The sequence below is a fragment of the Pedobacter heparinus genome (genome assembly GCF_032678725.1).
In the GTDB taxonomy this organism is placed as follows: Bacteria; Bacteroidota; Bacteroidia; order Sphingobacteriales; family Sphingobacteriaceae; genus Pedobacter; species Pedobacter heparinus_A.
In genome coordinates this window covers 177,934-190,102 of the sequence record NZ_JAVTSC010000013.1, presented here as the reverse complement: position 1 = coordinate 190,102, position 12,169 = coordinate 177,934, and the positions used below count along the sequence as shown (strand labels likewise).

The window sequence follows — 12,169 nt, the reverse complement described above, 5'->3', positions numbered from 1 at the left end:
ACCTGCCACTGGTACCCGCTCCGATATAAAATAACCTGCCACCTTGTTCCATCCGTTCTGCAGCAGCATCAACCAGATCAGTAAGGACAGGGATCAGTCTGCGTACCGCAGCTGCCACAGTAGCATCCTCATCATTGATGTGATTCAATAGCTCTTGTGTCGACATCTTTTCGAGGTGACGGTAAACAGATGGCATTTCAGTTGTTTTGATAAAACTCATTTTATAAAAAACTATATTAACTTAAAGCTTAACCTTTTCCATTTTTGGCACCAGCAAGTGTATCACCAGCCATGCGACCAGGAATGAACAGCCACAGACCAGAAATATAATGTTATAACCAGCTACAATATTTCCTGCACCTTTGTAAAAATCAAGGATAAAACCGATGAATACCGGGAACAATACGCCCCCTATGGCACCTGCCATGCCGCCTAAACCAACAACGGAACTGACGGCCTTTTTTGGAAACATATCAGAAACAACGGTAAATATATTGGCACTCCAGGCCTGGTTTGCAGCCACAGAAAGACTGATCAGGGCAATTACAAACCACATATTGGTGGTATAACGGGTTGCGATGATCGGAATAACGCATACCGCAGCCACCATTAATGCAATTTTACGGGCCTTATATACCGGCCAGCCTTTTTTAATCAGCCAGGACGAAAGGTATCCGCCGCCAATACTGCCGATCATGGTGCCAGTATAAACGATCACCAGGGGCAAGCTTGGTTTTTTAAGGTCCAGATGAAAATGTGTAGCGAAATAAGATGGCAGCCAGAAAAGGAAGAAATACCAGATCGGATCGGTAAAAAACTTGCCGGCAATAAATGCCCAGGTTTGTTTAAGTCCCAGTAGTTTTTTCCAGGTTACGGTACTGGTATCGTTATTTTCTGCCAGTGCATCCTCATCGCTGTTGATGTAATCCAGTTCGGCAGGGCTCAGTTTTTTCTGTTTAACCGGTATCTCGTAAAAAGAGATCCAGGCTGCCAGCCATACAAAGCCTAAAGCACCGGTAATGATAAAAGCCATTTGCCAGCCGTAAACAGCCAATATCCAGGGCACCAGCAGCGGCCCGACACAAGCACCGATATTAGAGCCTGAATCAAAAATTCCTACTGCAAGGGCCCTTTCTTTTTTAGGGAACCATTCGGCAACGGTTTTAACACCGCCCGGATAATTACCAGACTCGCCCAGCCCCAGTAAGCCACGCATCACAACGAAACCAAAGGTTGACCGCACTCCTGCATGCAGCATCGCAGCAATACTCCATACCGTTACAGAGATGGTATACCCCAGCTTAGTCCCGATTTTATCAATTACCTTTCCATATAACAATTGCCCAATGGCATAAGTTGCTGTAAATGCCATCACAATATGACTGTAATCTGTTTCCGTCCAGCTAAAGGTTTTCTCCAGCGTAGGTTTCAGTAAACCCAGAATTTGCCTGTCCAGATAGTTTATGGTTGTTGCCGCAAAAAGCATGAAGCAAATGAACCACCTGTAATTTCCAACTTTAGTTTCTTTGATCATGATGGGTTTAGCTGATATCTGTTTTTCAATAAATTCATGAGGTAAAGGTTGTTTTGCCATTGCTGGTCATCCGGCTGATCTGGCGGCATATAAGGCACAGGACCAAACTCAGGTGTGATGGTAAGGAATTCATGGTTAGCATTTGCAAGCACTTTGTCCCAGCAGCTCAAATGAAAATCCAATGCTTCCCGATATACAGGTAATGAAGGATCTGCTACCTGTGGACCTTGCTCAAAACCTACCCTGGCATGGATGTGCCTGGTATGTTTTATGGCGAGATCAACTGCTTCCTGCTGGTCCTGAAGCAGTGTTTCGGCTACGGCACACCAATGAGATATATCCAGTGTAAGCTGTAATGCAGACCGTTCCTGAAGGTAAGGTAGGGTAACATGTGCCGCATAAGCAAACCTGCTTCGGTGTGTTTCATGAACTACCTGTACACCTGTATCCTGCGCAACCCTTTCCGCAATATCCAGCAGCTTAATGTTCTGGGCATACGTAAAAAAATCTCTGCCGGTATGTGAATTGATAAACAGCGGCTTCAAGACAGCCAGCTGACGTAGTCTGTCCTCGTACTTTTGCCCGTGTACTCCTAAAGCAGTATCGGTCGTTTCCCAATGTTGCGCAATAAACTTCAATCCATATTTATTCAGCCCATCCATAAACTCATCCCTTTCGGCTGCTGCAGGCAGATCGGTTTCTACGCCATGATAACCCTGTGCGATGATCCTGTTAAAAAAATCATCCCAGCTGCCTGTTCTTTGTCCCCACGTTGTGCAAAAGTAAAGTATCCTCATAAGCGTTGTTTTAAAGGTTCTTTAAATAATAAGGGATGGAACTGTCCAGTCATTTTTGCGCCTTTAGGAATAGGAATGGCACCTTTCATGAGTTCCTTGTCTGTATCTGACAAGGTGCCATCGGCAAAAGCATTCAATACAAAAGCCCTGCGCGCATGTGCTGATCTGTTTTCATAAGAGCCATGAACCAGCAAGGGATGATGAAAAGTGCCATAGCCCTTTTTGAGTTCAATCGGCACCGGCTTAAACTCCGCACGTTGCTGTTCGTTGAGCTGGGCCAGCAATCCGTCCATTTCTCCCGCCAGCTCAGGTTTGTCCAGCAAACCCCATCGATGACTGCCGGGTACGTAATACAAACATCCATTCCCGGTAGTTGCATCATCCAGGCCGATCCAGCAGGTTAAGTGATGCATAGGAATGGTCCTGGTCCAATAGGAATAATCCTGGTGCCAGGCCACTACCCCACCATGGTGAGCGGGTTTATAAAACAACTGGTCGTGCCAGAAGCGTACTCCCCTTTCTCCCAGCAATTGACTGGCAGCCATCACAAAGGCCGGGTTCCACAGTACGTCATGAAAGCCGGGGGTAACCCGCCAGGCGCCCAGTGCGTGAAACAACACTGCATCCGGATCAGCTGATTCATTGGAATGGAACTCATGAAACAAGTTGTTGCCTGGATGATCGGGGTCAACAATGGCATTGAGGTCATTTTGTAAAATTTCAATCTGTGCTTCATCCAGAAACTGGATACCGCTTACATAACCATGCTCCCGATAGCATTCCAGCTGTTTTTCATTAAGCCGGTATTGCTCCCACTCTTCCCGGTTTTCAGGCCATTTAAATAAACCTGAAACCTGTTCATGATATTTAGACAAATCTTTATATTCCATTACTCAATGTATTATTAAAAACATAAACTAGTACATACTGGTACATAAATATAAACAACATATTTATCAGTTGCAAACCACAACTGAATTTTAACATCTTCGACTAATCTTTAAAGTCATCATTCTTTAGTTTTCTGTCGCCCGCATTATTTCTGCCATGATCAAATCCCCGCTCACGTTCATATTTAATCATCTCGGCAGGCCTGAAATTCAGGATAAAGGCCCTGCGTTCAGTATTTGTGGAGTTGCCCCTGCTGTAATGCAATGTCCGGCCCTGGTGGAAAGTACAGGAACCAGGTTTCAGTTCAATATATACCCCCTCCTCTTCAGCAGCATCACAGGTTAATGCACCCCCTTCCTTTCCCGCAAAGCGATGAGGCCTTACTTCTTTTAGGTTAGATCCCGGCACAAACCACATGCAACCATTGTCTATCGTAGCCTCATCTAAAGCAAGCCAGCAGCTTGCAGCACGCTTATCAGGGACATTTAACCAATAGGCTTCGTCCTGGTGCCAGGGAGTAGACGTATTCGTATTGGGGGCTTTATTGATCAGCATATCGAAGTCCATTTCGGCATCGGCTCCGATCAGTTCCCGACTGATGGCCAGCGCACGCTGGTGAAAAGGCATAGCTACCAGCTCCTTCACAAAGTCACTTGGCCACATGATCTGGGTAATGTTTTCCCTGCTTTTATTCTCACCCAATCCATCTCCAAGGTCCGATCGGTTTGCACCGACGTCTATTTTCTTTGTCAGGAAATCATTGTAAATGGCCTTATACTGTTCCACTTCAGCTGATGTAATGATATCTTCAACTGTCAGGTATCCATTCTGATTAAAAAAAGCAATCTGCCCGGCAGATAAATACGTTTTTTCCATAGGTATATATTTAAAAAAGTAATGAAGCTATACAAGAGAATGTACAGGGCTCATACACATATATTTGGTTTTATCATTCAGCAATCCAGGTTTGTAAATCACAACAAGAGCATCGGGCGAATTACACAATATTTGATTTGCTGAATTATTTTATCAAATTTAACCCTTGAGCCCAAGCATAGCTTTCAATTTAGTAGGAACATACAATTTTATACATGTCGGATTTTGATACCCGCTCCACTACAGAAAGGAGCATTATAAATTTCAGTAAGTTTAACCTTGACGGAAAAGTCAGATTGGGGCGATACTCTTATAAACATGTACACGGAGAACTGGAAACCCATTCGCATGACGGTATGATGGAAATTTGTTATTGCGATAAGGGCATGCAGGTATACGAAGTAAACGGAAAAGAATACCAGATCAGGGGTGGCGATATTTTCATCACTTTTCCTAATGAACCACATGGAACAGCCCGTCATCCGGAAGAAAAGGGCACTTTATACTGGCTTATTGTTCAGATACCAGAAAAAGAAAGATTTCTTCATTATGATGCGGAAGAATCATCCGTGTTTATAAATGAGCTGATGGGCATAAAAGAACGGCATTTTAAGGGAACAGATGTAATGAAGAAAATGCTGGATCAGCTTTTCACTTTGCATGAGGAACCTGAACACCAACCTGTACATAAACTGCAAACCTTAAACCTGATCAGCAATTTTCTGTTAATGGTAATTGAGTATTCCCAAAAGAATGTAGGCAGAGAACAGTCAGACCGGATATCTGAGATTAAAAACTTTATCGACGACAACATTTATCAAAGCCTGCCCATTGAACTGCTGGCCAAATTGCTCAACATGTCCGACTCCCATTTTAAAAGCTGGTTCAAAAAAGAATTTGGCATGCCACCAGTAGACTATATTTTAAGAACAAGGGTTGAAGAGGCCAAAAAACTTTTACAGCTAAAGCCCGGCGAATCGGTCACAACCATTGCCTTTAAACTCAATTTTTCATCTTCCCAGTATTTTGCTACAGTTTTTAAAAAATATACCGGCACAAGCCCTGCTGAATTTAAGCAGCGCAACCTAAAATCTTAAATGCTATAATTTAATGTAATTATGGGCTATTTTTGTGAACACTAAAAATGAAGACACCTTACCATGGATGACGATGCGATCATAAAAATTGACAATGCTTTACCGCAGCCATTGTACAAACAGATTGTTGCTTCTGTTCACGAAGCCATAACCAGGGGGGTATTAAAAAACGGGGACATGCTACCCTCCGTAAATTCTATAGCATCGGCACATTCATTGGCAAGAGGCTCTATATTTAAGGCTTATAATGAATTGAAAACAGCGGGAATTATCGACTCCACTCCAGGAAAAGGGTATTTTGTGACCAGCACCAATGTTCAGGCCAAGAAAAATATTTTTTTGCTGCTCAGTACTTTTAATCCTTATCGCGAGGTTTTGTACAACGCATTTATTGGCCAGATCAAAAATCAGGCTACTGTAGATCTTTATTTTCATCACCACAACATCAGTGTGTTTGAAACGCTGATTCAAAACCATGCAGCATATTACAACACTTTTGTGATCATGCCTGAGATCAACAGGAAAACAACAGGCATCTTAAAGCAGCTTGACCCTAAAAAATTATACATACTGGATTCAGGCTTAAATGAATTTGGTAACCACTACCCATGTGTTTGCCAGAATTATGAGAAAGATATTTCGGATATCCTGACGGCACACTCCGGGCAACTCCAGAAATACAAACGGATCATTTTATTGTTTCCGGATAACATTAAAACGGAGGGTATAGTAAATGGCTTTAATTCTGTATTCAAAAGAACAGATTTTCCGGCCCGGGTGATCAGGGACACCCATAATTATGAGCCGCAGCAATTTGATTGCTGTATCATTATGGACGATACTGACCTCGTGAAGTTAATGCGGATGGCCAGGAAAAATAAGTGGCAGCTAGGGGCCGATATTGGCATCCTTTCTTATCACGAAACCCCGCTTAAAAGCATCATTGCTGATGGTATTACCACCATTACCAGTGATTTTGAGCAAATGGGAAGGTCAATGGCAGATATGATCATCAAAAATAAGCCCAGGCGGATTGAAAATCCGTTTCTGATGATAGACAGGAAATCTTTTTAACTTACTTTGTCTCGTACATGTCAATGAGTTTTGCCTGCAGATACATCATTTCTTTTTCAATATATTGTATCTTTTGTTTTAACCGCAGATTCTCTTGCTTCACCAGGTCTTCCGGGTTATGACCGGGTAAGAGTGTACAAGGTTCTACCCCCAATACTTCGGCAACCTGTATCAGTCTTGTGATGTTGATGTCAGTAATTTCACATTCAATTTTACTATATGCGGGGACAGAAATATCCAGCATACCTGCCATTTCTTTTTGCGCCCATTTCTTCTGGCGTCTTAGTATTTTTATCTTTTTACCAGTGCTGTCATTCATTTTTTTGGCTGTTATCCTTGTGGTTGGTTCGGGTTCCCCGAAGATAATTAGGTAAGCTCAAGAAGTGGCTGTTCAATTTATTCATTTAATGCAGGAAAGCAACACATGCAAAATTTTAGCATGTGTTACAAAAACGTGGAGCATATACCCTATTTTGTGGCGAACATAGAAAAATACGCTACAATATGGAAAGCAGGAAATCTAGTTGCTCAAAAAACTGTCAATTGCGTGCAGGTAAACATCGGGCACTTCTTCACAGTTTTTATTAGATAATGGGTGCTGGCCGGAATTAAATTTTTCAATAAAAATCCCTGCTATGGGGTTAAACTTTAAATAACCAAGGTCAAAAAAGTGCTCTGCGATCTGGCCTGAGGCATCCATAGACTTGAATTGCATAGGTTTAATGTTCAGGCTTTCTTTATTAATCAGGAACCACTGGTTATTTTGCTCCTTTTTAATCTCTATAATGCATAAATCATTGTTGTCCAAAAAATACAAACATTCAAAATTCACTCGCATAATTGGTTAGGTTCTTATCTTTTATAGGAAAACAAATTTCAGGCCATCAATATTTTTTCCAAATTTTTCTTACCTTCCGGTTTTAAATCAAATAACGCTAATGAAACCACTCAGCTTTCCTGCGCTGCTACTGCTTGTAGTTCTGATATCCGGAGCATGCAAAAAAATACCGGTGATCAACCAGACAAATTCTAATATTTCCTTCAAAATTGACGGTGCATCCAAAGCAGCCAAAGGAGATAAAAATGTATTCGCTGTATTCATAAAAGATCACAACCTGGTGCAGATTAATGGAAATCTCAACGCTTCTGCCGAGGAGGAAATCGGGCTCAGCATCAACAATTTCCATGGCCTTGGAGAATATACCACGGAAGCAGATTTTTTAGCTGTGTACAATACCCCGGAACTAGATGCCAGCGTTATTGGTGTAGAAGGTAAAATTAAAATTACCGAATATACAGCCGGAAAAAGCATAAAAGGTGAATTTCAGTTCACCGGACAGGTTGCTGTTATCAAAATTGGCACAGATGAAGAGGTCATCGAGACCAGGATATTTTCTGAAGGGAAATTCCAGTCAAAAATCACGGACTATTCCGGTCCGATCTTAACACCTTAACCGGCAATAATTCACATACCGATGTCGTAAATCCCCCTGTTATATGACGCGATTACCCATCAGCGTTTCCCGTCATTAAACTTAAATTTGACAGACAAAACTAAAATCTACAACAATGAATCAAAACATCATCTGCTGGTTTGAAATCTATGTAAAGGATATCGAACGTGCGAAGAAATTCTACAACGCAGTATTAGGTACCGAATTTATAGACAGTACCGGCCCGGGAGATTCGCCTGATGGCATGAAAATGGCCTTCTTCTCGTCTATGGAAAACCAGGGGGTATCTGGGGCCTTAATTGAAATGGCAGGCACCAAAGAAGGCGATGGTCATTGTGTAAACACCATGGTTTATTTCCCTTGTCAGGATGCCAGCATAGAAGAAGGCCGGATCAAATCAGCAGGAGGAATTGTCAGCCGCTCTAAATTCTCTATCGGCGAATATGGATTTTGCTCCATTTGTGTCGATACTGAGGGAAATCCATTTGGTCTTTTTTCTATGGAATAACTTTTTCTATTTTCCCGTAATCGTAGACTCTACAACTGTACTAATATTTTTTCATTAAACTCTTGCGCAATCAAATGATTGCGTTTATATTTGCAACCATATAGTTGCACTATGATTACAAGACGAGACGTATTTCAGGCCATAGCCGATCCTACCAGGAGGGCCATCATTCAAAAAATAGCACACGAGCCATTGAACTTAAATGCAGTTGCTGAAACTTTTGACATTAGCCGGCAGGCGGTTTCTAAACACATTCAGATCCTGACAGCATGTGGACTGGTCCAGATCACCCAAAAGGGACGTGAAAGATTTTGTGAAGCCCGGCTTGAGCAGCTCGATGAAGTGACTACCTGGGTTGAGCAATCGAGGAAACATTGGGTTTCCAGGTTTGAAAAACTGGACAACTACCTCAAAAAAGTACAAGCTAAAGACAAAAACGATGGAACAATCTAAAAAAGAACTTTTTATTACGCATCTTTTTGATGCACCCAGGGAAATTGTGTTCAAAGCCTGGACAAATCCTGATCAATTGAAACACTGGTATGCTCCGGATGGCTGTACCATTGAATTTAAAGCAATTGATGTTAAAGTGAACGGCAGTTTTCATTCCTGCATTTACGACCCTGTCCACGGACAATGCTGGATTAAAGGAATTTATAAAGTGGTCGACTTTCCTGAAAAGCTGGTTTTTTCTATGATCCTCAGCAATGAAAAAGGCGAAGACGTGCGCGCTGCAACAGCAGGAAAGCCCGAAGACTGGCCGGAAGAATTACTGACTACTGTAACTTTTACTGCTATCGGCAAACAGACCAAGCTGGCCATACATCAAACCGTTAGCGAGGAAGAGGCCAAGCAAACCGGAGCTTACCAAAGCTGGATCAAAATGTTTAATAAACTGAATGCATTAATAACAGCAAAATAATAACCCTGCGGAAATCATTAAAGCTGCTATAAACCTTTAAGATTTTTTTTTGTTTTAGAGAAGGAACAAAACCCAATCCTGATGAATGGCTTCAAAGAACAGATCATATATCAAATGAATGAGTTTTATAGCGGTGACCCATGGGTAACGGAAAACTTTGAGCATAAAGTGGCCACAATGGATGCAGATACCGCGTTAAAACGCATTCCCGATTTTAATCATACCATTGCAGAAATTGTGGAACATATGGCCGCCTGGCGTTATTTTGCTGTAAGAAAACTAAAAGGCGATACCGAATTTGACATTATTGACAATACAAACAGCGACTGGCCGGAAGTAGACAGCTGGGAATTTACCCTGAATAATTTTCACCAGTCGCAGTGCAGTTTAATCGAAGCCCTGAACAATTTTCAAGATGAAAAATGGACAACCATCGTTCCGCAAAGGGAGTACAATTTCAGGTACCTGCTTAACGGAGTTTTACAGCATGATTATTATCATTATGGTCAGATTGGCTGTTTGATTGCAGCGCAGGAAAAGAATACCCTGAATGTACCTGTCTAACCTACCCCCTTCCACCTGCCAGAATAATTTTATGATATTTCATGGCTATACGTTTAAATGATGATTAAAAGAACCGCAAGACGGTATAACACCCAGGTAATGGTCAATGTCCAGCCTATTTTTAACAAATTGCTTCTGCGGATGTGCTCCAGCAACATCATGCCAGCCACCACCATAAACCAGGCCAGGTAAAAGAAGGGACTTAACTGGAACCATACCGCCAGTAACAGACCTGGAAACAACAACAAAGCCCCGGCAAAAGAGATCGTCATCATATTACCCAGATAAGCCCAGGTCTTTTTCCTGTTAATCAGTGTAATCACCAGCCCCTGAAAAAAAATCTGTCCGCCACAAATAAAGTATTCCCGGTACGTATGGCCGGCAGGCAGAAGTCCTTTCATTAAACCGGTATAATTGGAAAGTACCCAAGCTGTTAAAAGCCAGGTAAATATCAGATAAGCGATGCGGTAATGCAGCTTAAAAGTTGGCTGAAACTGAAAAGTTTCCGCTTTTGGAGGAGGTACAATTACGCGTCTGTTATAAGCGATAAAAGCGTATACTTTGCTCATCAGCCATACAAAAGGTTTGAACCTGAAAAGCGGGCCAAAGAAAGGCATAACGAGGCCAAAGATTTTAAAGAGACTTTCAATGCCATAACTGACTTCACCCGTCTCCTGGTTTACCAGGGCAATTTCATTCGCCGCACGCTGCCTGTCCACCATCGGGCAAGCCTGTGCCGGAAGTTCCTGGTAGGCGGACCTGCCCGCTTTGTCTAAAAGGCCAGTACTTACAAACGCGCTGGTATACATACGGCACATCGGACATTCTTCATCAAACAGGATCAGGTGGTTTTTAAGCGTTTTCATCTGCTTAGTTTTAATTATTGAATTTTCAGTAAAAATTGAAACATATATCTCAAAAAAATAGTTTATTTGAATAGCTTAAAAATAGAGCTCCAAAACCAGTTCTCTTCAGCTTTAAGCATGGTATCTAAGGTTTTATCTACATTTTTAGCCAGCTTATTGATGTCCTTTACCGATTTACTGAAGGTCTTAAATTCCGGATCTTTGGCATCACCTTTTACATTGGTCAACTCCTCTAAAACTTTTAAAACCGGATCAAGCTCTCTTTTTCTGCGTTCTTTAGCTACCTGCCTGGCGATATTCCAGGTATCCTTATCTGCGTAAAAATATTCTTTACGCTCGCCTGCCTTATGCTGTTTCTCCACAAGTCCCCAGCCGACCAGGTCTCTTAGGGTCATGTTTGCGTTTCCCCTTGAAATGCTCAGTTCTTTCATGATCTCCTCTGTGGTAAGCGCCTCCGGCGAGATCAGCAATAAAGCATGCACTTGGGCCATGGTACGGTTAATACCCCATTCCGAGCCTAACTTACCCCAGGCTTCAATGAATTTTAATTTTGCTGCTGCCAGTTCCATATACAAAGATACTACAATATATTAAACTTTCAATAATTATTGAAAGTTTAATATATTCAAATCAAAATACCTGCAGATAAGCAATTAAAGGCCTAAACATACGCATATCCCTGTTCAGCAGTATACTGATCAGCATAACAAAACTCCTTATCCATTAAATTTACAGCAACATCCAGCTGCACAAACTGCAGATTCCCGAATATACTGGCAAATGCCGTATCAGTAGCATCTACCCCTGTGGCAATTTTAATCAATCCGTTTAAGGGAACAAGCTTTGTTGCGTCTACAATAATCCAATACCCACCGATGTACACTTCGAAACAAGCATGGAAATCTGCTGGCTGTAACTGGTACGCATATCCAGTGAAATATCTCGCTGGAATGGTCAGGGCCCGACACAAGGTTACGCCTAAATGTGCAAAATCACGACATACACCTATCTGCTCAGTTATGGTATCATAAGCTGATGTCTGGGCATTGGTATAACCTCCACTATATTCTATATTGGCATAAATCCAGTCACGGATAGCCATAACCTTATAAAAAGCATGGTCTATATGTCCAAATTTATGAAATGCAAATTTGTAGAGCCGATCAGACTGACAATATCTGCTTGGATTTAAGTACAATAAAGCGCTAACGGGCAAATGAGCAATCGGCACATCATCCAGATAAGCTGCTGGAATTGCACGAACTTCAGTTTCAACCACCGCAGTATAATTGATCAACAGACTCCCCTTATCCGGAATTTCAATAACCTTAAACCTCTTCTCTCCGGTGATTGCAAGTAGTTCAATCATTTTTAGCGGATTGTTTAGCTCCATATGCTCAGTTACAAGAAATTGCCCGGCAGATTTAAGGGGTTGAACATTTAAGATCAGCGTTGAGGGTGCGAGTACTTCGTAAACTATTTTAGTTTTCACTTCAAATTTCATATCACCTTAAATAATTACGATGTAAATTTAATTAATCAGCAGTTTCACTCATAAATAAGCACAAAACAGATGATAAAATCAA

At 41.8% G+C, this 12,169-nt stretch carries 16 protein-coding genes and 1 pseudogene; 7 read left to right on the top strand and 10 right to left on the bottom strand.

Annotated elements, in window-relative coordinates; all coding sequences use genetic code 11:
- The 5 genes and pseudogenes from R2Q85_RS19185 to R2Q85_RS19165 form a co-directional block, all read right to left on the bottom strand.
- A pseudogene (locus R2Q85_RS19185) lies at positions 1–220 on the bottom strand (N-acetylmuramic acid 6-phosphate etherase); the annotation flags it as partial.
- A 21-nt stretch (positions 221–241) separates the two neighbouring features.
- A complete protein-coding gene (locus R2Q85_RS19180; RefSeq protein ID WP_316813407.1) occupies positions 242–1,534 on the bottom strand; it encodes an MFS transporter in 1,293 nt (430 codons plus the stop codon).
- Entirely contained in the window at positions 1,531–2,331 is an 801-nt protein-coding gene (locus R2Q85_RS19175) for a sugar phosphate isomerase/epimerase (RefSeq protein WP_316813406.1), read from the bottom strand. Before R2Q85_RS19175 ends, R2Q85_RS19180 begins: the two co-directional genes overlap by 4 nt.
- On the bottom strand, positions 2,328–3,221 hold the full coding sequence (locus R2Q85_RS19170) for a phytanoyl-CoA dioxygenase family protein (protein WP_316813405.1): 894 nt from the start codon (positions 3,219–3,221) through the stop codon (positions 2,328–2,330). The genes R2Q85_RS19175 and R2Q85_RS19170 overlap by 4 nt, the downstream gene beginning before the upstream one ends.
- Before the next feature lie 103 nt (positions 3,222–3,324).
- Positions 3,325–4,098 carry a phytanoyl-CoA dioxygenase family protein gene (locus tag R2Q85_RS19165; RefSeq protein ID WP_316813404.1) on the bottom strand — a complete coding sequence of 258 codons (774 nt, stop codon included), beginning with the start codon at positions 4,096–4,098 and terminating at the stop codon, positions 3,325–3,327.
- Between the two features lie 215 nt (positions 4,099–4,313).
- Here R2Q85_RS19165 and R2Q85_RS19160 point away from each other — a divergent pair, with 215 nt between their 5' ends.
- Complete coding sequence (locus R2Q85_RS19160; RefSeq protein ID WP_316813403.1) at positions 4,314–5,195, top strand: AraC family transcriptional regulator; 882 nt, start codon at positions 4,314–4,316, stop codon at positions 5,193–5,195.
- 63 nt (positions 5,196–5,258) lie between these two features.
- Positions 5,259–6,269: a GntR family transcriptional regulator gene (locus R2Q85_RS19155; RefSeq protein WP_316813402.1), complete on the top strand. Its 1,011-nt coding sequence runs from the start codon at positions 5,259–5,261 to the stop codon at positions 6,267–6,269.
- Position 6,270: 1 nt separating this feature from the next.
- On the opposite strand, the gene R2Q85_RS19150 is transcribed toward R2Q85_RS19155, so the two are convergent.
- Positions 6,271–6,588, bottom strand: coding sequence for a helix-turn-helix transcriptional regulator (locus tag R2Q85_RS19150; RefSeq protein WP_316813401.1), 318 nt, complete (start codon positions 6,586–6,588; stop codon positions 6,271–6,273).
- Positions 6,589–6,789: 201 nt separating this feature from the next.
- Positions 6,790–7,101 carry a hypothetical protein gene (locus R2Q85_RS19145; protein WP_316813400.1) on the bottom strand — a complete coding sequence of 104 codons (312 nt, stop codon included), beginning with the start codon at positions 7,099–7,101 and terminating at the stop codon, positions 6,790–6,792.
- A 106-nt stretch (positions 7,102–7,207) separates the two neighbouring features.
- Here R2Q85_RS19145 and R2Q85_RS19140 point away from each other — a divergent pair, with 106 nt between their 5' ends.
- The 5 genes from R2Q85_RS19140 (at position 7,208) to R2Q85_RS19120 (ending at position 9,717) form a co-directional block, all read left to right on the top strand.
- A complete protein-coding gene (locus tag R2Q85_RS19140) occupies positions 7,208–7,723 on the top strand; it encodes a hypothetical protein (protein WP_316813399.1) in 516 nt (171 codons plus the stop codon).
- Between the two features lie 115 nt (positions 7,724–7,838).
- Positions 7,839–8,231, top strand: a complete 393-nt coding sequence (locus R2Q85_RS19135) for a VOC family protein (RefSeq protein WP_316813398.1) — start codon at positions 7,839–7,841, stop codon at positions 8,229–8,231.
- A 111-nt stretch (positions 8,232–8,342) separates the two neighbouring features.
- Positions 8,343–8,684 (top strand): metalloregulator ArsR/SmtB family transcription factor, encoded by a 342-nt coding sequence (locus R2Q85_RS19130; protein ID WP_316813397.1) that lies wholly within the window; start codon positions 8,343–8,345, stop codon positions 8,682–8,684.
- A complete protein-coding gene (locus R2Q85_RS19125) occupies positions 8,671–9,153 on the top strand; it encodes an SRPBCC domain-containing protein (RefSeq protein WP_316813396.1) in 483 nt (160 codons plus the stop codon). The genes R2Q85_RS19130 and R2Q85_RS19125 overlap by 14 nt, the downstream gene beginning before the upstream one ends.
- A gap of 81 nt (positions 9,154–9,234) precedes the next feature.
- Complete coding sequence (locus tag R2Q85_RS19120; protein ID WP_316813395.1) at positions 9,235–9,717, top strand: DinB family protein; 483 nt, start codon at positions 9,235–9,237, stop codon at positions 9,715–9,717.
- 53 nt (positions 9,718–9,770) lie between these two features.
- On the opposite strand, the gene R2Q85_RS19115 is transcribed toward R2Q85_RS19120, so the two are convergent.
- The 3 genes from R2Q85_RS19115 to R2Q85_RS19105 all read right to left on the bottom strand — a co-directional run bounded on the left by R2Q85_RS19115 (position 9,771) and on the right by R2Q85_RS19105 (position 12,087).
- Complete coding sequence (locus R2Q85_RS19115) at positions 9,771–10,583, bottom strand: DCC1-like thiol-disulfide oxidoreductase family protein (RefSeq protein WP_316813394.1); 813 nt, start codon at positions 10,581–10,583, stop codon at positions 9,771–9,773.
- A 62-nt stretch (positions 10,584–10,645) separates the two neighbouring features.
- Positions 10,646–11,152: a GbsR/MarR family transcriptional regulator gene (locus tag R2Q85_RS19110; protein ID WP_316813393.1), complete on the bottom strand. Its 507-nt coding sequence runs from the start codon at positions 11,150–11,152 to the stop codon at positions 10,646–10,648.
- Between the two features lie 92 nt (positions 11,153–11,244).
- Positions 11,245–12,087 (bottom strand): transglutaminase family protein, encoded by an 843-nt coding sequence (locus R2Q85_RS19105; RefSeq protein WP_316813392.1) that lies wholly within the window; start codon positions 12,085–12,087, stop codon positions 11,245–11,247.
- Between the last annotated feature and the right edge of the window lie 82 nt (positions 12,088–12,169).